Below are 20,471 nucleotides of genomic sequence, written 5' to 3' on the forward strand. Positions count from 1 at the left end.
GGGGTGGGGGTGGGGGTGGGATCGGTCGCGGGCGGCGGCGAGCATGCGGCGGGCCTCGACGCGGCTGGCCCGGACGCGTTGCCCGGCGTCGGCGTGCGCGGTGTCCGCGGTCGCGGCGAGGGCGAGCGCGAGTTTGGCGCGGCCCTGGCTGAGCCGGCTGCGGACGGTGCCCACCGGGACCCCGCAGGCGAGCGCTATCTGCTCGTACGAGGCGCCCTCCGCGGTGAAGTAGCGCAGCACCAGCGGCATCCGCAGCACCGGTGAGAGTTCCTCCAGCGCCTCCCAGATCCAGTCCCGTACCGCGTTGCGCTCCAGCCACTGCTCCGGCCCGGCGGCCTGTGCCACGAGCGGCGGCTCCGCCACCGGCCGTACCAGGGCGGAGTGACGCAGCACGGACCGGCCGGCGTTGCGCACGACCATCCGCAGCCAGGCGCCGACCGCCGCCGGGTCGCGTACGTCGCCGATCCGCAGGAGTGCCGTCAGAGCCGCGTCCTGGAGCACGTCGTCGACATCCGCCGCCGGCCCCAGCACGCTCAGCGCGACCGCGCGCATGCCGGCCCGGTGCCGTTCCAGCAGGGCCCCGAGCGCGGCGATCTCGCCGGCCTGGGCGGCCCGTGTCAGCACGGCGTCCTCGGCCGGTGTGGTGCTGGTGACTTCCCGAAGCATGAGTTTCCCCTCCTGGCGCCGTCTTCCGGACGCGTCGGTGCGGGCGACCGGAGAACGGCCCGGGTGGCAGGCCGTGGTGGGTCGGGGGCGGTGTCGCGGCCGCGGAGCGGGGACACCGCCGTCGAGATTCCAACTTTGACATGTGGAACGTAGAAGCTCCTATATCTACATGTCAAGATCGGAACGTCGGCGTCAGGATTCCGTAAGACGGGCAGGGGTATCTCCTGACCTGTCAACATTGGAGGGAGAGGGTCTAGAGTTGCCGCCATGAGCCTTCGTCACGCCCTCTTGGGTCTGCTTGTCTTCCGTCCCGGCAGCGGCTACGACCTGCTGAAGATGTTCAACACCTCGCTCGGCTACGTGTGGCCGGCCAAGCAGAGCCAGATCTACGGCGAGCTGACGAAGCTGGACGCGACGGGCCTGATCAAGGTCACCGACGAGGGTCCACGGGGCCGTAAGCAGTACTCGCTGACCCCCGAGGGCCACACGGAGGCGCGGCGCTGGCTGGCCGAGACGGAGGAGCACCGGCCGCAGCGCAACCCGATGCTCCTCCAGACGTTCTTCCTGGGACTGCTGCCGCGCGAGGAGGCCGTCGCCCGGCTGCTGCGGCACGCGGACACCATGGCCGAGGAGTACGACGAGCTGGTGGCGCTGCGGGACTCGGAGGCCTGGGACAAGGACGCGCTGACCGAGTGCGGCCGGCTCGTCCTGGAACACGGTCTGCGCCAGCGCGTCCTGGAGCAGGAGTGGGCCCGCTGGGCGGCCGAACAGCTCCGCGAGGGGCACCCGGCGAAGCCGCCGGCCCAGGACCCGGACACACCCGCCCCCGAATGACGGATGCCGTCAGGTCAGCGGGACCGGTGCCGGAGCGGACCCGGTGGCGGGACCGCCGGCCCCCCGGCCGACGCCCTCCGCACGCGGCGGCTCCGCACGCGGCGGCTCCGCGCCGGCCTTGTTCCCGAGCAGCGGGTTCCTGCGGCCCATGGTCGGACTCCGATCACATGTGGGGCGGATGCGTCGTCCGGGGTGTGTGTCCGGTCGCGGCGCGCGCTTGCACCCGCCGTGTATATCAGCGTGCCCGACGGCTCCCCGAAGGTTCCGGACATGGCCGGCCGATGGTGAAGACCCTTCGCGCGAAGGGGCACCCGCCGCAGCGGACCCGCCCCGCCGTCACCGGGACCGCTCGACGCTCCAGTACGGCAGCGCCTCGAAGAACCCGACCGCCTCGCTCCGCCACCGCCCCCGCCAGCCGCCGGCGACGCGGGCGGCCTGTTCGGCGTGGTCGCGCATCCCGGCCCGCAGCCGGGCGGCCACCCCACGCTCCTCGGCGATCCCGCGGATCGTGGCGATCGTCCCGGCCGGGCAGGAGGGAGCACCGAGAGCCGCCTCCACCACGGACCGCTCGGCCCCGGTGAGCGTGTTCAGGAGGGCCGCGACGACGTAACTGCGCTTGCCGTCCCGGAAGTCGGTCCCGATCGGCTTGCCCGTCTCCTCGCCGTCACCGAACAGGTCCAGATAGTCGTCGCGCATCTGCGCGGCGATGCCCACCAGCCGCGCGTAACGACGCAACTCCTGCTCGTGGTGCGCCGGTTGCCCACCGGCCGCCAGCAGCCCCAGCCGCAGCGGAGCGAGCAGCGAGTACCGGGCCGACTTGAAGTCGGCGACCTGGTGCAGGGTCTCGTCGTCCGGCACCGTGTCGCCGAGGTCGCGTTCCAGGTCGGCGACCTGTCCCATGATCGTCTCGGCGGCGGCCCGGGTCTGCTCCTCGACCATGGCCTGCCGCACCGACGCGTCGGCCTCCGACCCGAGCAGCACCCGCACGGCCAGCGCCAACGCCAGGTCACCGGCGAGCACGGTGAGGCCGAGCGCCGTCCGCGGCCGCCCGGGGAACCGCGCACGGTAGGCGTAGTACGTGGAGGGACCACCGCGCCGGACGGCACTGTCGTCGATGAGGTCGTCGTGGATCAGCCCGTGGGTGTGCAGGAGTTCGAGGCTGAGGGCGGCCTGGTCCAGCCCGGCGACGGGGTCACCGGTCACCAGCCCGGCCGCCTCCCTCAGCACGACGACCCGGATCCGCTTGCCGCCCCGCAGGGCCAGCTCCCGCACCAGCTCCAGGCACTCCGGGGCGAGATCGCCGCAGGACGGCACGTCGAGGCTGTCGCGCAGCGAGTCGAAGTACGTCACGAGCAGCCGCTCGAAGTCCTGGACGTGACCGGCGAGACGGGCCGGCGACGGGGCGTCGGCACCGGGGGTGTCGGGCATGGCGGGCGCTCCTGACGGGACGGGCGGACTCGGACGCCCCATGATGCGCGACCGGGTCCGCACGGCTCTCAGGCAGCGGCCTCCCGGTCCGCCGCCAGCCGCGTGGCGACGAGGTCCAGCACCGCGTCCTGCTCCGGCAGCAGGAAGAAGTGGCCGCCGGGGAAGACCTCCAGGGCGAAGCGCGCGGACGTCATGTCCCGCCAGTGGGCGGCCACGACAGGGGTGGCCACCGGGTCGTCGGCGCCGGTGAGCGCCGTGATCGGAGTGGTCAGCGGCGGACCGGCCGTCGGACGGTAGGAGTGGAGCAGCCGGAAGTCGTCGCGGATGTAGGGCAGGAAGATCTCGCGCATCCCGGGATCGGCCAGGAGTTCGGCGTCGGTGCCGCCGAGGCGCTCCAGATGGCGGACCAGCTCCTCGTCGTCGGCGTCCGCGATACCGGCGTCCGCGAGGTCGCCGCGGGTCCGTTCCGGGCCGTCCGGCCCGTCGCCCGGGATCCACGGCGCGGTCTGCCCCGAGACGAACAGGTGCACCGGCGGGGTGCCGCGCTCGTCGAGGAGGCGTGCCGTCTCGTACGCGACGAAGGCGCCCATGCTGTGGCCGAACAGGGCCAGCGGCCGGTCGGGCAGCGGGGCCAGGGCGTCCACGACGTGTCCGGCCAGGGTCCGCACGTCGGCGACCGGCGGTGCCAGACGCCGCTCGCCCCGCCCCGGGTACTGCACCGCGTACAGCTCCACCAGGGGCGGCAGGCCCTGGTGCCACGACCGGTAGAAGGCCGCGGAACCGCCGGCGTGCGGGAAGCAGACCATGCGGACCCGGGCGTCGAGCCGCTCCTGGTAGCCGCGGAGCCATTCGGACGGGGTGTGGATCAGCGTGCTCACCGGATCACCCGGCCTGCGCGTAGGCGTGGTTCAGGGCGGTCGTGGTGTGCTGCAGGTCCTCGTGCTCCACGACCTCGTCCAGGACCAGGGTGTCCACGCCGAGGTCGATGTACCGCCGGATCATCGCACCGACGTCGGCGTACGTCCCGACCAGGTAAGGGCAGAACGTCTGGTAGGCCCGGAACGGATACAGCCAGTAGACCCCGTTGGGCAGGTGCGAGCGCAGCGCGTCGCGCGAGAGCTTCAGGTGCCAGTGCGACTCGACCTTGCCGACCGCCCACTCGTGCAGTCTCTCCCCCGACTCGCTGGACGGGAACCGCTCGTGGGCGATCCGCCACGCCTCCTCGGCGTCGTCGCGGGCGATGACACCGAGGCGCACACCGCAGCCGGCGAGCGGCCGGTCACCCTGATAGCTGTCGATCTGGTGCGGGTAGGACAGCCGGCCCACCCCGAGCAGCCCCGCGACCTCACGGCAGTCGTCGGAGGCACCGGACACGTAGAGCTCCGGCGCCAGGGCGGGATCGGCCGGCGGGCTGACCACGGCGGCGTCCAGCGCGTAGTACTTGCCGGTGTACGTCACCGCCGTCGGCGCCGCCGTCAGCTGCCTGATGATCTCGCCGTACTCGGCCAGCCGGTCGTACCGCTCCCGGTGGCCCAGTTCGCAGCCCAGTTCCCGCAGGTGCCGGGAGAATCCGCCGGTGACCAGGTTGAGGTCGACGCGCCGCCCGTAGAGGAACGCCAGGGTGCTGATCGTCTTGGCGACGGCGAACGGGTGGGTGTCCACCGGGTTGACCGCGACCAGGGGCACGAACCGCTCGGTGTTGTCGATGGCGAGCTGCGCCGCGGCCCACGCGTCCACGAGCGTGTTGTCGGTGTAGACCAGCGCGCCGCGGAAGCCCGCCTGCTCGGTCCAGCGGGCCACGTCGACGACCCTGCGGCGGTACTCCTGCGGTGTCCGGTCCTGCCAGGACGGCATCGTTGTATAGACGGTCAGCACGGTTCGCGATCCCTCTCTTCGACTGTCGGGTGCTGCTCTCGGGCCGGCGCTCCCGGCGGGTCAGGGTCGCGTGAGCTTGGCCTGCTCGGCGACGAGCTTCGCCACGATGGCGCGGTCGGTCTTGCCGTTGGGGTTCAGGGGCAGCGCGTCCACGTGCAGGTACACGTGCGGCACCAGGTGCACCGGCATGCCCGCGGCCAGCGTGCGGCGCAGCTCGGCCTCGCGGGCCGGCTCGCCGGTGTAGCAGGCCATCAGCTCGGTGGCGTCGCGGTGCTGCACGGGTACGACCACGGCCTCCCGGACGCCGGGGTGGCGGCGCAGCAGGGTCTCGAACTCGCCCAGCTCGACCCGGTAGCCGCGGATCTTGACCTGGTTGTCGAGGCGGCCGAGGTGGACCAGCGTGCCGTCGTCCTCGCGGCGGACCCGGTCACCGGTGCGGTAGTACCGCGCCGCGTCCGGCGCACCGCCGGCCGGGGTGTCGTCCCCGCCGGACGTGTCGGGGGCGAGGAACCGGTTCCGGTTGTCGCGCGGGTCGAGATAGCCGTCGAAGCGCTGCGGACCGCGCACGCACAGCTCGCCGTCGTCGGTGACGACGTACTCCAGGCCGGGGTAGACGGTGCCGATCGGAACCGTGTCGTTCACCGTCTCGGGCCAGTCCCCGCGGTCCTTGGGCAGCCGGAACTCCGCGCAGGCCAGGGTGAGTTCGGTCGGGCCGTAGATGTTCTCCACGACCGACGAGGCGGCGAACGCGCTCCACGCCTCGGCCTGCGCGTACGTGAACTGCTCACCGCAGAAGACGCTGTGGCGCAGCTCCGGGGCCCGGCCGGCGGGCAGGCCGCCGAGTCCGGCGGCGGCCGAGACCGCCGAGGGCACCGAGAACCAGTGCGTGAGCCGCCGGTTCACCGCGTAGTCGACGGGGCTCAGCAGCTCGGCCGCCTCGGGGACGACCAGGGTCGCGCCGCCGGCCCAGGTGACGAAGAGGTCGTACACCGAGAGGTCGAAGGTCAGGTCGAAGGTGTGCGACATCCGGCAGCCCGGACCGACCTCGTAGCGGGGGACGGTGTGCGCCAGGAACGCCAGGACGTTGCGGTGCCGGATCGGCACGCCCTTGGGCCGGCCTGTGGAGCCGGAGGTGAACAGCAGGTAGGCGATGTCGTCGGGGCCTGCCGTCGGGGCCGGCAGCGAGCCCTCCGGGACGGCGGCCAGCAGTTCCTCGTCGGTGCGCCGCAGGACCGGGCGCGCCGGTGCGGTGCCGGCGGGGCAGTGTTCGAGCCACTGCTGCCCGGACGCGTCGGCGATGATCACATCGACGTCGGCCAGCTCGCAGATGGCGCTGTTGCGCCGCGGCGGGTACTTGAGGTTCAGCGGCACGACCTGCGCGCCCAGGCGCAGGGCCGCGAGATAGCCGGCGTAGGCGACACCGCTGCGCGCGGCCAGCAGGGCGACCGAGCGGACGCTGCCGTGCGCGGCGGTGATGTTCTCGGCCAGGGCCTCGGCCGCGCGCTCCAGTTCGGCGTAGCCGATCGACGACGCGGACAGCTCGACCGCCGGCAGTTCGGGGTGACGCCGTGCCGTGGCGGCGAAGACGTCGTACAGGGTGCTGATGTGGTCTTCCATGGCGACCTTCCCGGTCAGGAGTGGAGACGGCGGTCTCAGGCTTCGAGGACTTCGAGGGCTGCGGAGGCTTGGTCGGCTGCGGAGGCTGCGGGCGCTGCGGGCGCTGCGGAGGCTTCGGGCGCTGCGGAGGCTTCGACTTCGGAGGCTTGGTCGGCTGCGGAGGCTTCTTCGGCGAGCAGCAGCCGCGCGATGCCGGCCAGGCGGCCGTCGCCCGCGGCGTCGCGGGCGGCGAACCAGGCGGCCTGCCCGGCGGCGGTCGGCCGGTCGAACAGCACGCGCGCCGGGACGGTCAGCCGGAAGATCTCCGTCAGCTGCGCGGCGACCTCCAGTGCGGTGGCCGATTCGGCGCCGAGCGCGAACAGGTCGGCGTGCACACCGACGCCGTCCCGCGCCAGGGCGTCGGCCCAGATCTCGACCAGCAGCTCCACGAAGGGCATCGCGGCCGCGGGCACGGAGCCGGCCGCGTGCCCAGCGGCGGGGGTGGCGGGCGCGGGGGTGGCGGGCGCGGTGGTGGTGTGCTGTTCGAGTACGGACTCGTAGGCGGCGTCCAGGTCCTCGGGCAGTGGGCGGGCGGCCAGGGTGCGCCGGTCGACCTTGCCGCTGGGGGTCAGCGGCAGTGCGGTGACGGGGACACACGCGAACGGCACCATGTGACCGGGCAGGATCCGGGCCAGGTCGTCACGGAGCGACCACGGCGGGACGTCGCAGCCCTCGGCGAGCAGGTAGTAGGCGATCAGCTGCTTGTCCGACGCCCCCTCCCGTACGACGACGACCGCCTCGGCCAGCCCCTCCTGGGCCAGGATCTGCGTCTCGACCTCGCCGAGCTCGACCCGGAAGCCACGGATCTTGACCTGCCCGTCGCGGCGGCCGAGGCACTGGATCCGGCCGTCGGGGAGCCGGGTCCCGAAGTCACCCGTGCGGTAGGTCCGGACCCTGGCCGGCCCGGCGGGCCCGAGGGGCAGCTCGCGGGTCGCGAAGCGGTCGGCCGTCAGGTCCGGGCGGTTCAGGTACCCGTCGGCCAGCGGGGCACCGGAGACGCAGATCTCACCGGGTACGCCGTCCGGCAGGGGTTGCAGCCGCTCGTCGAGGATCTCCACCACCGCGCGGTCGACCGGGGCCCCGATCGCGGGCAGCTCCGGCCAGTCGGCGGGGTCCGCGGACAGCCGTTCGGCGGTGACGACATGGGTCTCCGAAGGGCCGTACTGGTTCTCCAGCGACGCGCCCGTGCGCCGGAAGAACTCGCGCACGGCCGGGCTGACGAGCAGCTGCTCCCCCGCCGTGATGACCTCGCGCAGCGCCGCCGGGTGGCGGCCTGAGTGCAGGGACGTCTCGGCGAGCTGCTGAAGGGCGACGAAGGGCAGGAACAGCCGGTGCACGTCCTGCTCGGTCAGCCAGTCGGCCAGCCGCTCCGGGTCGCGGCGGACCTCGTCGGTGACCAGCACCAGCGTGCCGCCGGTGCCCCAGGTGGCGAACATCTCCTGGAAGGCGACGTCGAAGCTGAACGCGGCGAACTGGAGGGTGTTCCAGCCGGGGCCGGCCTGCGAGTGCCGGAACTGCCAGTCCAGCAGGGACGCGAGCGGCCGGTGCGGCATGGCGACGCCCTTGGGCAGACCGGTCGAACCGGAGGTGTAGATGACGTAGCAGAGGTCCGCGGCGGACGCCGGCCGATGCGTCGCGGACAGCGAACCGCCCGGCCGGTGACCGGACCCGACCGACGCGCCCGACCGGTCGGGTGCGTACGACCCGCCGGATGCGTACGACCCGCCCGACGCGCCCGACCCGTCGGATGCGTACGACCGGTCCGACGCGTCCGACCCGCCGGATGCGTACGACCCGGCCGACGCGCCCAGCCCGCCCGACGCGCCCGATCCGTCCGGCGCGCCCGACCCGCCCGGCGCGCCCCACCCGGCCGGTGTGCCCGTCCCGGCCGGTGTGCCCGTCTCGGCCGGTGCGTTTACGAGCAGGGCGTGCAGGTCGATGACGCGGACGCCCTCGGGAACGGTGAGCGCGTCGCCGATGCCGGCCGGGCCGATCAGGACCTCGGCGCCGCTGTCGGTGAGCATGTGGTCGAGGCGTTCACGGGGATACGCGGCATCGAGCGGCACGTATCCGGCACCGCTCTTCAGGATCGCGAGCAGGGCGACGGCCAGTTCGGGGCAGCGCGGCCCGGACAGCGCGACGGCGCGGGCGGCACCGATCCGGCCGGCGCACCGGTCGGCGGCGGCCTTCAGCTCCGCGTAGGTCATCTCGCCGCCGTCCCAGCGCAGCGCCGGGGCCTCGGGATACCGGGCGGCGGCGCGGTCGAACAGCTCGTGCGCGGTGACCTCCCACTCGCCGGCCGCGGGTTCGTCGCCCGCCTCCCCGACCGGGTTCCGCGCCGGCGCCGGGACCAGGGGCAGCAGGCCGACCGGCGTCTCCGGGTCGCGGACCGCCGCGCGCAGCAGCTCCAGGTAGCCGGCGACGACCCGCCCGGCCGTCTCCGGCGCGTACCGCCGGCTGTCGTACGCCAGCGAGCCACGCCGTACGGGCCCGGGGTCGAAGGCGAACACGAGGTCCAGCGGCAGCTCACCGCCGCCGGTCAGGACGGCGGCCCGGCAGACGTCCGCCCCGAGGGCGCCGGTCTGCCCGCCGATCACGAACTCGCCGCCGGCCGCGGCCCGCAGGTCGGCGGCGGCCCGCCGGGCGAGGTCCGAGAACGGGGTGTCGGGGTCGAGGGACTGCCGCAGCGGGGCCCACGAACCGTCCCGCCCGGCCCCGACCACGATCTCGTCGACCCCGGCGTTCTCCCAGGGCGAGGCGACCCGGTACAGCAGTGCCTGGAGCGCGGCCGTCAGCGTCGCGAGCACCGGGACACGCCGCTCCCGGGCGGCGGCCGCGAGTCCGTCGGCGACATCGTCCGGGACCTCGAAGGCCAGCGTCGGACGCCGTCGTCCGGGCGCGGATCGCGGCACGGCGCGGTCGGCGGGCCAGGTGCCGGCCGGCGGTGCGCCGCGGAGCCGGTCGAGCAGCGCCGCGCGGGCGGCGCCGGAGACCTGTGCCGCCGGTGCCCCGGGGGTCGCGGTGGTCGGCGGAGCGGCGTTCATCGGGTCTCGTTCCCCTCGTCGTCGCGGCCGGCGGTGGCGCGTCGTGATCGCGTCAGCAGCGCGCTGCGCGCCGCGGACCGGTTCGGCCGGCCCGCCGGGGCCGCCGGAGCCGCCGCGGTGGTCCGGGGCGGGTCGTCGGAGAGCGCGGCGGCCAGGTCGTGCACGGTCGGGTGGGTGAAGAGCTGGAGCGCGGCGATGTCCCGGTCCAGCACCTGGGTCAGCCGGGTCCTGACCCGGGCCAGCAGCAGCGAGTCGCCGCCGATCTCGAAGAAGTTGTCGTGCGTGCCGACCTCGTCGAGGCCGAGCAGGTCGCACCAGACGGCCGCGATCTCCCGTTCCAGACGCGACACCGGTGCGACGCGGGCCGCTCCGGTGGTCCGCTCGCGCGGGGGCTCCGGCAGCTTCCCGTGGTCGATCTTGCCGTTGCCGTTGAGCGGCAGCGCGGCCAGCGGCACGATCACGGACGGGACCATGAACTCCGGCAGGTTCTGCGCCAGTTGCCGCCGCAGTGTGACGGGGTCCAGATCTTCGGCACCGAGCGGCGCGGCGGGCGAGACATAGGCGACCAGGCGCAGCGGCCCGGGTCCCGGCCGGTCGCGGCGCGCCGTGACGACACCGCGCCCGACGCCGGGCAGCCGCTCCAGACGGGCCTCGATCTCGGGCAGTTCGACGCGGTGGCCGCGGACCTTCACCTGCCGGTCGATGCGGCCCAGGTAGTCCAGCTTGCCGTCGGGCAGGCGGCGCACCAGGTCGCCGGTGCGGTAGAGGTGGGCGCCGGGCCGGGCCGCGTACGGGTCCGGCGGGAACTGCCTGGCGGTCAGCTCGGGCCGGCGCAGGTAGCCGAGTCCCACGCCGAGGCCGCCGACGCACAGCTCACCGGGGACGCCGACCGGCACCGGGCGCAGGCGCTCGTCCAGGACGTACGAGGTGGTGCCGGGAACGGAACTGCCGATGGTGGGCCTGCGTTCGGTGCCGTCCAGGAGGGTGTGCGTGCACCAGATGGTGGTCTCGGTGGGGCCGTAGATGTTGAAGAGCCGGCGGTTCGGCGCCCACAGGGGGCCGAGCTCCGGCGGGAACGCCTCGCCGCCGACCAGGATGGTGCGCAGGCCCGGCACGTCCTCCGGCCGCATCACGGCGAGTGCGGACGGCGGCAGGAACGCCATCGTCACCTGGTGGCGCCGGACGGTCTCGGCCAGGTCGGGGCCGGGCAGCATGCGGTCGCGCGGCACCACGCACAGCCGTCCGCCGTGGGCGAAGGCGAGCGTGAAGTCCAGGACGGAGCCGTCGAAGCTCGGCGAGGAGAACTGGATCACGGTGTCCGGGGACTCCGGGTCGACGAACTCCCGTTCCGCGTTGGCGGAGTTGACCACGCCGCGGTGATGGATGGCGACGCCCTTGGGCTGGCCGGTGGAACCGGACGTGAAGACGATGTACGCCGGGTCGCGCGGATCGGTGCCCCGGGCCGGCCGGGTGTCGGGATACCGGCCCAGCGGGTCGTCGGGGCCGCCCAGGCAGACCACCGGCAGCCGGTCGGCGCCGGGCGGCGCCGGACGGCCGGCCCGCGCGACCAGGGCCTTGACCTCGGTGTCGTCGATCATGAGGGCCAGCCGCTCGGCCGGGTAACCGGTGTCCAGCGGGACGTAGACCGCTCCGGCCTTGAGCACGCCCAGGAACGCCACCGGCAGGTCCTGGCAGCGGTCCACCGCGACGCCCACGGCCGTCCCGGGGCCGACCCCGAGTTCCGCGAGGTGGTGCGCGAGCCGGTTGGCCCGCGCCTCGACCTGGGCGTAGCTCAGCTCGCCTTCGGCGCCGACGACGGCGGTCCGCTCCGGCGCCCGGTCGGCCCAGTGCTCGAACAGGGCCGGGACGTCCGCGGCCATGGGCGCGGGCACACCGGTGTCGTTCCAGCGGTCGAGCTGGGCGAGTTCGTCCCCGGTGAGCAGGTCCAGGTCGGCGACGGCGGTGCCGGGCGCGGACAGCGCGGCCCCGAGCAGGGTGCCCAGGTGGCCGAGGAAGCGGCTGACGGTGTCCGCGCCGTAGAGGCTGGTGTTGAACTCGGCGGTGCCCAGGAAGCCGCCGCCGGCGTCCGCACCGGCGTGCTGGACGATGACGGACAGGTCCTGGATCGCGCCCCCGCCGTGCGCGGGCAGCGGGGTGAGGTCGACGCCGGGCAGGCTGAGGGCGGTGTCGACGTCCTGGAGGACGAACAACAGCTGTACGACGGGGTCGTGGCTGGGGTCCCGGTCCGGGCGGAGCAGTGCGACGAGGTCCTCGAACGGGAAGTCCTGGTGTTCCTGCGCCTGGCTGATGGTGCGGTGGGCGGCGCGCGCCAGGTCGAGGAAGGTGGTGTCCCGGGCGACCCGCAGGCGCAGCGGGACCAGGTTGACGAAGCAGCCGACGGTCCCGGCGAACTCCGGGCGGACGCGGTTGGCGACGGGGGTGCCGATGAGCAGGTCGTCGCGGCCGGTGTGCCGGTGGACGACCGAGGCGAAGGCGGCCAGCAGCGTCGCGTAGGCGGTGACGCCGTGCCGCCGGGAGAACTCGGCGACCCGGTCCGCGACCTCCGCGGGCCACGCGAAGTCGACCACGTCCCCCTCCGGTCGGCGCTGCGCGGGCCGGGTCCGGTCGGTGGGCAGGTCCAGGAGCGTGGGGGCGCCCTCGAGTTCGGTGCGCCAGTGCTCGGCGAGCCGTTCGCGGCGCGCACCGGTCAGCTGCTCCGACTGCCACGCGGCGAAGTCCATGAACTGGATCTTCGGCGCCGGTGCGGTGCTGGGACGGTTCTCGGCGCGGGCGGTGTAGAGCTCGGCCAGTTCGGCGAAGAGCAGCTCCAGGCTCCAGCCGTCGCAGGCGATGTGGTGCGCGGTCACCACGAGCGCGGCCGATGCGGTGCCCGGTGCGATGAGGCGTGCGCGGATCAGCGGGCCCGCGGACAGGTCGAAGGGGGCCCGGGCCTCGGCGTCGATCCGCTCGGCGACCCAGGCCGCCAGGTCTCCGGCAGCGGCACCACTCGGCGCGACACCTCCGGGTGCGTCGGACGCGTCGAGTGCTGCGGGTGCTTCTTCGACGGCCAGGCTCACCTTGGCGGCGGGCAGGACGCGCTGTCGCGCCTCCTCGTCGTGGACGTCGATGACGGTGCGCAGCGCCTCGTGGCGGGCGACGAGGTCGTCGAGCGCCGCTTCGAGGGCGGGGGCGTCGATGTCGCCGCCGACGCGGAAGGCGTACGGCAGGTTGTAGACGGCGTTGCCGGGATACAGCTGCGACAGGAGCCACATGCGCCGCTGGGTCGCGGAGAGCGGCGCGCCCTCCGCCGTTCGCTCGGTCACCGCGACGGGTGCGGCCGGGGCGGGTACGGCCGGTGCCGTCGCGTCGGCGCGGCCGGCTCCGGCGGCGGCCCAGCCGTCGAGGTACGCGGAGACCTCGGCGACGGTCGGATGGTCGAACAGGGCACGGGCCGTGACGGGCAGCCGGAACTCGGTGGCCAGCAGGGAGGCGACCCGGACCGCGCTGAGGGAATGGCCGCCGACGGCGAAGAAGTCGTCGTCGATGCCGGGCGGCACCTGCTCGAGGACGGTTCGCCACACCTCCGCGACTCGTCGTTGCGTGGGGTTGGACGGCTGACGGCGCGGGCGCCCGGTGGTCCGTCGGCCCACCACCTCGGCGCCCCGGCCGGCGGACGGTTCGGCGGCCCGCCCGGTGGCCGGCGTTGCGGCCCGGTCACCGGACTTGCCGGCACCCGCAGCCACAGCCGCACCCACAGCAACACCCGCACCCGCACCTGCCTCGGCGGGGCCGCTGAGCCCGGCCGGCCATGCCGCCTCGGCCGTCTCGGCCACCGGGCTGTCGGGCGAGGAGGTCAGGGCCTCGAGCAGGCCGACGAAGCCGGTCACCACCGCGTCGGCCGTCGCCGGATCCAGCAGCGCCGTCCGGTAGCGCAGATAACCCGGCATCCCCGTGGGCAGGTCGGCGAGTTGCAGCTCGACGTCGTACAGCGAGCGGCGGGAGAGGGGCTCGGTGGCCTCGACCGTCAGGGGGCCGACGGCGGCGGGCCCGTCCAGCGGCTGGCGGGCGCCGAGCAGCACCTGGAACAGCGGGTGTCCTTCGGGGCGGCGGGCCGGGGCAAGGCGCTCGACCACCCGGCGGAACGGGATGTCGGCGTCGTCGAAGGCGGACAGGGTCGCCTCCCGGGCCACGCGCAGGGCGTCGCGCCAGGTCGCCCCGGCGGGCAGCCGGACCCGCAGCGCGGCCTGGTTGGTGATGAACCCGGCGGTGTCCCGCGAGGCGGCGTCGCGGCGGCCGACGACGGTGCCGAGGACCGCTTCCCCGTGCCCGGACATGCGCTGGACCAGCACGGACAGCGCGGTGAGCCAGACCATGAACGGCGTGGCGCGTTCCGCCGCCGCGACCGTGCGCACGGCCTCGGCGGACCGCGTGCCGAGCCGTCTGAGCGTCTCCGCCGAGGACTACCGTCACGCCATCTCCCGCCTGCCGACCGGTGTCACGGTCATCACCACGACCGGGCCTGTCGGCTGTACCGCCAACGCCGTCATGTCGCTGTCCGTGGACCCGCCCAGTGTGCTGCTGTCCCTGGACACCGCGAGCCGCACGCTGGCCCGCATCCGGTCGGAGGGACGGTTCGCGGTGAACGTGCTCTCCTGGGCGGACCGCGGACTCGTGACCCAGTTCGCCTCGGGCACCCCGGCGGAGCGGTTCGCGGGCGTGTCCTGGCACCGGGTGGACGGGGTGCCCGTACTGACCCGGGCCTCCGTCACCGTGGTCTGCGCCGTGCGGGAGACGGTGTCGCTCCTGGACCACACCCTGATCGCGGGCACCGCCCGGTGGACCCAGGTCAACGACGGGCCGGCGACCGTCCTGTACGGGAACGACCAGTACGCCGTCGGCCCGTGAGAGCCGTCGCCGAGAAGGGCCGAATCCGGCCGTTGAGCAGCGCCGTCGGTTCCGGCCGCGGCCAGGAGACCTTGTAGACATCGAGATCCAATGCAACGGTTGCGTACCGACCAAGGAGAGCGTGCCGCCCATGCCCATATCCATGCCGAAGTCGTTGAGCGCGTTACGGGAGCGCCCCTACCAACTCCTGTGGACCGCTCGCAGCATCTCCGCCCTGGGCAACGCCCTGATACCGGTGACCGTGGTCTTCGCCATCCTCCGCTCGGGTGGCAGCGCCCTGGACGTCGGCACGGTGCTGACCTGCCATGCGGTCGGCCAGGTGGCGATGCTGCCGGTCGGCGGCGTCTGGGCGGACCGGCTGTCCCGCAAGCTGGTGCTGATGGCGACCGACGCCATCCAGGCGGTCTGCTACGGCCTGCTCGCCGTGATGATCTTCCTGCACCAGGCGGCGGTCTGGCAGTTCGCCGTCACCTACACCATCGCCGGCATGGCCATGGCCTTCTTCACGCCGGCGTCCCGGGCGGTCCTGCCCGAGCTCATCGGCAGTGAGCATCTGCAACCGGCGAACGCCCTGCTGGGTCTGACCGACAGCACCACCAAGGTGCTCGGCCCGGCCCTCGCCGCGCTGCTGCTGGCGGTCTCCAGTCCGGGCACCGCGATCCTCGTCAACGCCGTCAGCTTCCTGCTGAGTTTCGTGCTGGTCTCCCGCATGCACCTGCACCGGCAGGTGCAACGCTCCGAGAAGCAGCACTTCTTCGCCGATCTGCGCGACGGCTGGCAGGCGGTGGCCGAGCGCCGCTGGTATCTGGCCAACCTGCTCTGCTGGGGCGTGTGGAACTTCGCGATAGCGTTCTTCTTCGTCCTGGGCCCGGTCGTGATGCAGGACGGCCACGGCGGGGCCACCGCCTGGAGCGTGATCATGATCACCGGTTCGGTGGGCTCCATCGTCGGCGGGCTGGCCGCGCTGCACTACCGGCCGCGCCGCCCGCTGGTCACCACGAACGCGGCGGCCGTGCTCGGCATCCTCCCGCTGGCCCTGCTCGCTCCGCCCGCCCCGCTGTTCGTCATCGCCCTCGGTGTGGCCGTGGCCTTCATCATGACCTCGCTCGTCGGCGAGGTGCTGGCGACCACGCAACAGCAGCTGTTCCCCGAGGAGATACTGGCCCGCGTCAGCTCGCTGGACTGGATGATCTCGCTGATCGCCATGCCCGCCGGTTACGCCGCCGCCGCTCCGGTCGCCCACTTCCTCGGGATGCGTACGACGCTGCTGGTGGCGGCGGCCGTCATCGGCACGCCCTGCCTGCTGCTCAACCTGTCGCCCGGTGTCCGCTCGGTCCAGCGCCTCTCCGACGGCACCATCGGCATCGTCGGCGAACAGGACACCACCGCGCCCGCCGGGACCGCACCGCTCGCCTCCCCCGTGACGGTCCCCACGGAGGCACCCGGCCCGTCGGCCCCCTGAACACCGAGCGGTCTTCGACGTCCGACAAACGCACGGCCGTTGCGGACCGCACGGTTCTCGCCCATTGCTCGGTTCTCACCGAATTCATGCTTTTCGCGGGTTCCGCCGTCGTTTCCAGCCCGTTTCCGAAAACAACCGCCGCGCCTGTGCAGACAGGTTTCACAATTCACCCAAGACGCTATCGAAGTGGCCTTATGCACCTGCCATGCGTCCGCAATGCGGGTCTCGACTGCAAGTCGATCAGCATGCAATGGTGGCTGGGCACACGCAGGCGAACGGCAGCTGACGACGCACGCCGGGCGCGCCGGCCGGCGACCCCGGCGGGTGACCCCCGGCTTACGGGGGTTACTGACGGCGATGCATTACACATTACTAGGACCGGTCGGGATCGACTTCGAGGACATACCGCTGGCGGTGAAGAGGCCGCGCTGCCGGGCAGTTCTGGGTTATCTGCTGCTGCACGCCAACCGGGTCGTTTCCACGGGGCAGTTGATCGACGCGCTGTGGGGCGGCTCGGAACCGCAGACGGCCCGCTCCCAGATCCAGGCCGACATCGCGGCGCTGCGCCGGGTGTGCCGGGACGCCGGAGCCAGGATCCCGGTCGAGAGCCGGGCCCCCGGATACTCGATCACCGTCGACGACGGCGAACTCGATCTCGACGTCTTCCGCGGCGGCATGGCCCGGGCCCGTCAGGAGGCCGCGCGCGGCGACACCCGTTCGGCGGTGCGCCTGATCCGCGAGGCGCTCGCGCTGTGGCGGGGCACACCGCTGGCCGACATCGCTGTCAGCTACGCCGAGTCGGCACAGACCCAGCTGACCAGCTTGCGCCTGACCGCGTACGAGGAACTGGCGGACCTGGAGATCGGCGAGGGCCACCACGGCGCGCTCATCGACGACCTGATGCCGCTGGTCGCGGCGCACCCCCTGCACGAGAACCTGCGCGCGAAGCTGATGCTCGCGCTGTACCGCTCGGGCCGGCAGACCGCGGCGCTGGAACAGGCGCGCGAGCTGCGCTCGTTGCTGGCCGAGCAGCAGGGGCTCACCCCGGGCCGCCGGTTCACCGACATGGAACTGGCGATCCTGCGGGCCGATCCCGCGCTGGACGTCCTGGCCCCGGTCCCGCAGGCCGAGCCGGTGCACGTCCGCGCCGAGCCCGAACCCGCCCCCGCCGTCGCCGTCCCCGACGCCCCGTCGGACGGCGCGCTGCCCGACACCCCGGTCGCGCCCCCGGCTCCCCCTGCGCCCCCGGTGCCGATGCAACTGCCGTCGACGCCGCCGCTGGTGGGCCGGCGGGACGTGCTCGACCAGCTCGACGCCTTCCTGGCCGGGAACCTGTCCGACGAAGGGGCCCCGGGCACGGTCGCGGTGGTCGGCCCGGCCGGCGTCGGCAAGACGACGCTGGCCGTGCACTGGGGCCGCACGATGGCCGACCGCTTCCCCGACGGCCAGCTCTACATCAATCTGCATGGCCACGACACTCAACGCGCGATGACCCCGGCCCGTACGATCGCCCGCGCGCTGCGCTCGCTGGGTCTGCCCCGGGACGCCATTCCGGCCGAGTCGGACGAGCTCATCGACCTGTACCGGTCGACGGTCGCCGACAAGCGCCTGCTGGTGCTGCTGGACAACGCGCGCTCCGTCGACCAGGTCCGCCCCCTGCTGACCACCGGGCCGGGCTCGGCGACCCTGATCACCAGCCGCTTCCGGCTGACCGGCCTGGTGGTGCGGGACGGGGCGCGTCAGGTGGCCGTCGGGCCGATGTCTCCGGAGGAGGCCGAGCAGTTGCTGGAGCGCATGCTCGGCACCGAGCGGCTGCGCGCCGAGCCGGACGCGGCCCACAGCCTGGCCGAGGCGTGCGGGCGGATACCGCTGGCGCTGAGCATCGCCGCGGCCAACATCGCCAACCATCCGCCGGCGTCGATCGCCGACCACATCAGGGACCTGCTCGACGGCAACCGGCTGACCGCGCTCCAGACCCCCGGCGACAGCGACAGCACGATGCAGACCGTCCTCGGGCAGTCGTACGACGCACTGGACCCCGACGCCCGGCGCCTGTTCCGCCGGCTCGGGCTCGCCCCGGGCCCCGACTTCACGGTAGCGGCGGCCGCGGTGCTGGCCGGTCTGAGCCGGGCCGAGGCCGGCCGGCTGGTGGACCGGCTGCTGGACGCCCACCTGATCGGCCAGTCGGCGGCGGACCGCTTCGCCCTCCACGACCTGACCCGCCTGTACGCACGGGCACGCGCCGAGGCGGAGGACTCCGCGCCGGAACGGGAGCGGGCCCGGGGCCGGCTGACCCGCTGGTACCTGGAACGCACGCTCGCGGCGCAGACCCTGGCGTACCCCGGATACGCCCGGCTGTCCGGCGCGGAACACTCCCCGGACGCCGACTTCGACACCGCTGCCGAGGCGCTGGCCTGGTTCGACAACGAGATCCCGAACCTGATCGCCGCCCTGCACGACGACCCGATCGGCACCCACACCTGGCGGATCGCCGACGGTCTGCGCCCCTATTTCGCCAGCCGGATGAACGTGGGTGACTGGATCGACGCCGCCAACGCCGCCATCACGGCCGCCGAACGCCTGGGCAACGCGGAGGCCCGGTTCAGCGGCTGGTACAGCCTGGCGCACGCGAACCTGAGCGTGAACGACTACGCGAAGGCGATGCGGTGCTTCAAGTCGGCCCTGTCGATCGCGCGGGCCATCGACCACCGCCACGGCATCGACGGCTGTGAGAACTTCATCGCGCAGATCCTGATCTTCACCGGGCACCTCGACGAGGCGGCGGGCCGCCTGGAGTCGGTGCTGCCCGCGGCGCCGTCGGACCGTGGCACCGCCGGCACGGTGGTCACGCTGTCGCGGCTCGGCGAGGTGTACTTCGAGCTGGGCCGGCTGGGCGACTCGCTGCGTGTCCGGTGCCGGGCGCTGGAACTGGCCACGGCGGCGGGCGCGCGGAACCAGGAGCCGTACGTCCTGGTCAACCTGGCGCTCGCGAAACACGCCCTGGGAGACGTGGAGGAGGCCGGCGCGCTGTACTCGCGGGCCCTGGTCACCCTGGGGCGGTTCGGCGACGCCGACCTGGAGTCGGCGGTCCGCAGCGAGCTGGCCACGGTCCACCTGGACGCCGGCCGGCCGGTGGCGGCGCGCGAGTGTGCGGAACAGGCGTGGCGCCTGGCGCGGGGTCTGAAGGCCCCGCGCTGGAGCTGGCTGGCACGCAGCGTCCTGGCCACGGTCGACCGGAACATGGAGGAACACCTCGCGGCGGTGGTCCTGGCGGACGAGTCGGGGAACCCGGGCTGGCACAGCAGAGCCCTGGTGGCGGCCGCGGCCACGGCCGAGGCGCTGGGGCGCCCGGACACCGCGCGTGACTACGCCCACCAGGCGCTGCAATTGGCGGTGACCCACCACTACCGGATGTCGGAGGCCGACAGCCTGCTGATCCTGGCCCGCACGCACACGCCGGGCGGTCCCGAGGCCCGGGACTTCGCCCGTCGCGCGCTGGCCGTCCACCGCCAGACCGGACGCCGGCTGGGCGAGCAACGGACGCGGGCGCTGCTGGAGGAATGGGAGGCGGCCGAGACGACCGCCCGGGTGGCCCGCCTCTTCCCGCTCCCCACCCGCCAGACGATCCCCGCCGCCGGCATCGGCGTCCCCCGCCCGCGAACCGCCGACCGCCGCCCGGCCGAGGCGGTCCCGCCCACGGTGGAGATCGGCCCCGGGGTCAAGGAGCAGTAACCCGTCGAGGCACCCGGGGGCGCTCGGCACTCATGTCGAGCGCCCCCGACAGCACCACGGCTTCACCAGGTGTGGGCCACATCCACCACGAGGTGGTTGGCCGTCTGGAAGACCCGGAACGGCAGCCGGGCGCGGACACCCAGCCCCGCCTGGGTGTAACCCTCGGACCCGCCCGTGACCTTGAACTCCCGGAAGGTCCGGTATCCGGTGACGTCGACGGCCGGAAGCGCCGGGTAAGGCTGTCCGGTCGCCGGGTCGTAGCGCGAGGAGAACAGCGAGATCTCCAGAATGGCGCCGCCCTTGATGGGAACGACGACGTCGCTGGGGTCCTGGTGCAGGACGTCGACGTAGCGCACGGAGTACCGGATCGGGTCGGCCGAGGTGCCCTGGGCATCGAAGACCAGCCGGTCGTAGCACTCGTGCTGCCCGGCCCGCACGCCGACCAGCCGCCTGTTGACAACGGAGTCCCCGCTCTTGTCGAGGCTTCCCCACGTCACGCCGCAGTCCACGGCGGCCGGCGCGGCCACCGCCGGAACCGCACCGCCCAGCAGCCCACCACCAGCCAGCATCATCGCGGCCAGCACAGTACCTATCCGTCGCATGCCTACCCCCCGGTAGCTAGCGCAGGTGTGTTGTGCCTGTTCAGACCCCCGACCCCGCAAAAGGTTGTACCCCCGCACCTCCTCCCTTCCCCCACACCACCCCCTCCGCCCCCACCCACCCCACGAGGTGACTCACCTCTTTCCCTCCTCTCCCAGACCATGACTTCGGCCATGGTTTTCGCCGCAAGCGCCTGATCGATCCTCGCGATCGTCATCGGAGCCGGCCGACCCCTGACCGGACGGTCCTGTGGCCGGGGTCGGCGGGCC

At 73.6% G+C, this 20,471-nt stretch carries 13 protein-coding genes; 4 read left to right on the plus strand and 9 right to left on the minus strand.

Annotated features, from left to right (window positions below; translation table 11 throughout):
* Positions 1 to 666, minus strand: a 666-nt coding sequence (locus MB828_RS38285) for an RNA polymerase sigma factor (RefSeq protein WP_301652182.1), incomplete at its 3' end; no start/stop codon positions are given.
* A gap of 267 nt (positions 667 to 933) precedes the next feature.
* Here MB828_RS38285 and MB828_RS38290 point away from each other — a divergent pair.
* On the plus strand, positions 934 to 1,500 hold the full coding sequence (locus tag MB828_RS38290; protein ID WP_301652183.1) for a PadR family transcriptional regulator: 567 nt from the start codon (positions 934 to 936) through the stop codon (positions 1,498 to 1,500).
* Positions 1,501 to 1,509: 9 nt separating this feature from the next.
* Here MB828_RS38290 and MB828_RS38295 read toward each other — a convergent pair whose 3' ends face one another.
* The 7 genes from MB828_RS38295 to MB828_RS38325 form a co-directional block, all read right to left on the minus strand.
* Positions 1,510 to 1,650 carry a hypothetical protein gene (locus tag MB828_RS38295; protein WP_301652184.1) on the minus strand — a complete coding sequence of 47 codons (141 nt, stop codon included), beginning with the start codon at positions 1,648 to 1,650 and terminating at the stop codon, positions 1,510 to 1,512.
* A 186-nt stretch (positions 1,651 to 1,836) separates the two neighbouring features.
* The gene (locus MB828_RS38300; RefSeq protein WP_301652185.1) at positions 1,837 to 2,928 is read right to left on the minus strand and encodes a polyprenyl synthetase family protein; all 1,092 of its coding nucleotides are present in this window, start codon (positions 2,926 to 2,928) and stop codon (positions 1,837 to 1,839) included.
* Positions 2,929 to 2,996: 68 nt separating this feature from the next.
* Positions 2,997 to 3,806, minus strand: coding sequence for a thioesterase II family protein (locus MB828_RS38305; protein ID WP_301652186.1), 810 nt, complete (start codon positions 3,804 to 3,806; stop codon positions 2,997 to 2,999).
* A gap of 4 nt (positions 3,807 to 3,810) precedes the next feature.
* The gene (locus tag MB828_RS38310) at positions 3,811 to 4,803 is read right to left on the minus strand and encodes an LLM class flavin-dependent oxidoreductase (protein WP_301652187.1); all 993 of its coding nucleotides are present in this window, start codon (positions 4,801 to 4,803) and stop codon (positions 3,811 to 3,813) included.
* Positions 4,804 to 4,863: 60 nt separating this feature from the next.
* A complete protein-coding gene (locus tag MB828_RS38315; RefSeq protein WP_301652188.1) occupies positions 4,864 to 6,420 on the minus strand; it encodes an AMP-binding protein in 1,557 nt (518 codons plus the stop codon).
* A gap of 35 nt (positions 6,421 to 6,455) precedes the next feature.
* The gene (locus tag MB828_RS38320; protein WP_301652189.1) at positions 6,456 to 9,503 is read right to left on the minus strand and encodes an AMP-binding protein; all 3,048 of its coding nucleotides are present in this window, start codon (positions 9,501 to 9,503) and stop codon (positions 6,456 to 6,458) included.
* Positions 9,500 to 13,915 (minus strand): amino acid adenylation domain-containing protein, encoded by a 4,416-nt coding sequence (locus MB828_RS38325; RefSeq protein WP_301652190.1) that lies wholly within the window; start codon positions 13,913 to 13,915, stop codon positions 9,500 to 9,502. Before MB828_RS38325 ends, MB828_RS38320 begins: the two co-directional genes overlap by 4 nt.
* Here MB828_RS38325 and MB828_RS38330 point away from each other — a divergent pair.
* The 3 genes from MB828_RS38330 (at position 13,884) to MB828_RS38340 (ending at position 19,602) form a co-directional block, all read left to right on the plus strand.
* On the plus strand, positions 13,884 to 14,408 hold the full coding sequence (locus tag MB828_RS38330; RefSeq protein ID WP_301652191.1) for a flavin reductase family protein: 525 nt from the start codon (positions 13,884 to 13,886) through the stop codon (positions 14,406 to 14,408). The two genes, MB828_RS38325 and MB828_RS38330, sit on opposite strands and share 32 nt — an antisense overlap.
* Positions 14,409 to 14,538: 130 nt before the next feature.
* Positions 14,539 to 15,870: an MFS transporter gene (locus MB828_RS38335; RefSeq protein WP_133022227.1), complete on the plus strand. Its 1,332-nt coding sequence runs from the start codon at positions 14,539 to 14,541 to the stop codon at positions 15,868 to 15,870.
* 357 nt (positions 15,871 to 16,227) lie between these two features.
* Positions 16,228 to 19,602, plus strand: coding sequence for an AfsR/SARP family transcriptional regulator (locus tag MB828_RS38340; RefSeq protein ID WP_301652192.1), 3,375 nt, complete (start codon positions 16,228 to 16,230; stop codon positions 19,600 to 19,602).
* 62 nt (positions 19,603 to 19,664) lie between these two features.
* Here the strand turns inward: MB828_RS38340 and MB828_RS38345 are convergent, their stop codons facing one another.
* The gene (locus MB828_RS38345) at positions 19,665 to 20,204 is read right to left on the minus strand and encodes an AMIN-like domain-containing (lipo)protein (RefSeq protein ID WP_301652193.1); all 540 of its coding nucleotides are present in this window, start codon (positions 20,202 to 20,204) and stop codon (positions 19,665 to 19,667) included.
* Between the last annotated feature and the right edge of the window lie 267 nt (positions 20,205 to 20,471).

The sequence above is a fragment of the Streptomyces arenae genome (assembly GCF_022343545.1).
Taxonomy (GTDB): Bacteria; Actinomycetota; Actinomycetes; order Streptomycetales; family Streptomycetaceae; genus Streptomyces; species Streptomyces humi.

Excerpts from the sequence above, each read along its gene's own strand:
- MB828_RS38320 (WP_301652189.1), bottom strand. The coding sequence starts at position 9,503 with ATGAACGCCGCTCCGCCGACCACCGCGACCCCCGGGGCACCGGCGGCA.
- MB828_RS38300 (WP_301652185.1), bottom strand. The coding sequence starts at position 2,928 with ATGCCCGACACCCCCGGTGCCGACGCCCCGTCGCCGGCCCGTCTCGCC.
- MB828_RS38335 (WP_133022227.1), top strand. The coding sequence starts at position 14,539 with ATGCCCATATCCATGCCGAAGTCGTTGAGCGCGTTACGGGAGCGCCCC.
- MB828_RS38290 (WP_301652183.1), top strand. The coding sequence starts at position 934 with ATGAGCCTTCGTCACGCCCTCTTGGGTCTGCTTGTCTTCCGTCCCGGC.
- MB828_RS38315 (WP_301652188.1), bottom strand. The coding sequence starts at position 6,420 with ATGGAAGACCACATCAGCACCCTGTACGACGTCTTCGCCGCCACGGCA.
- MB828_RS38345 (WP_301652193.1), bottom strand. The coding sequence starts at position 20,204 with ATGCGACGGATAGGTACTGTGCTGGCCGCGATGATGCTGGCTGGTGGT.
- MB828_RS38340 (WP_301652192.1), top strand. The coding sequence starts at position 16,228 with ATGCATTACACATTACTAGGACCGGTCGGGATCGACTTCGAGGACATA.
- MB828_RS38295 (WP_301652184.1), bottom strand. The coding sequence starts at position 1,650 with ATGGGCCGCAGGAACCCGCTGCTCGGGAACAAGGCCGGCGCGGAGCCG.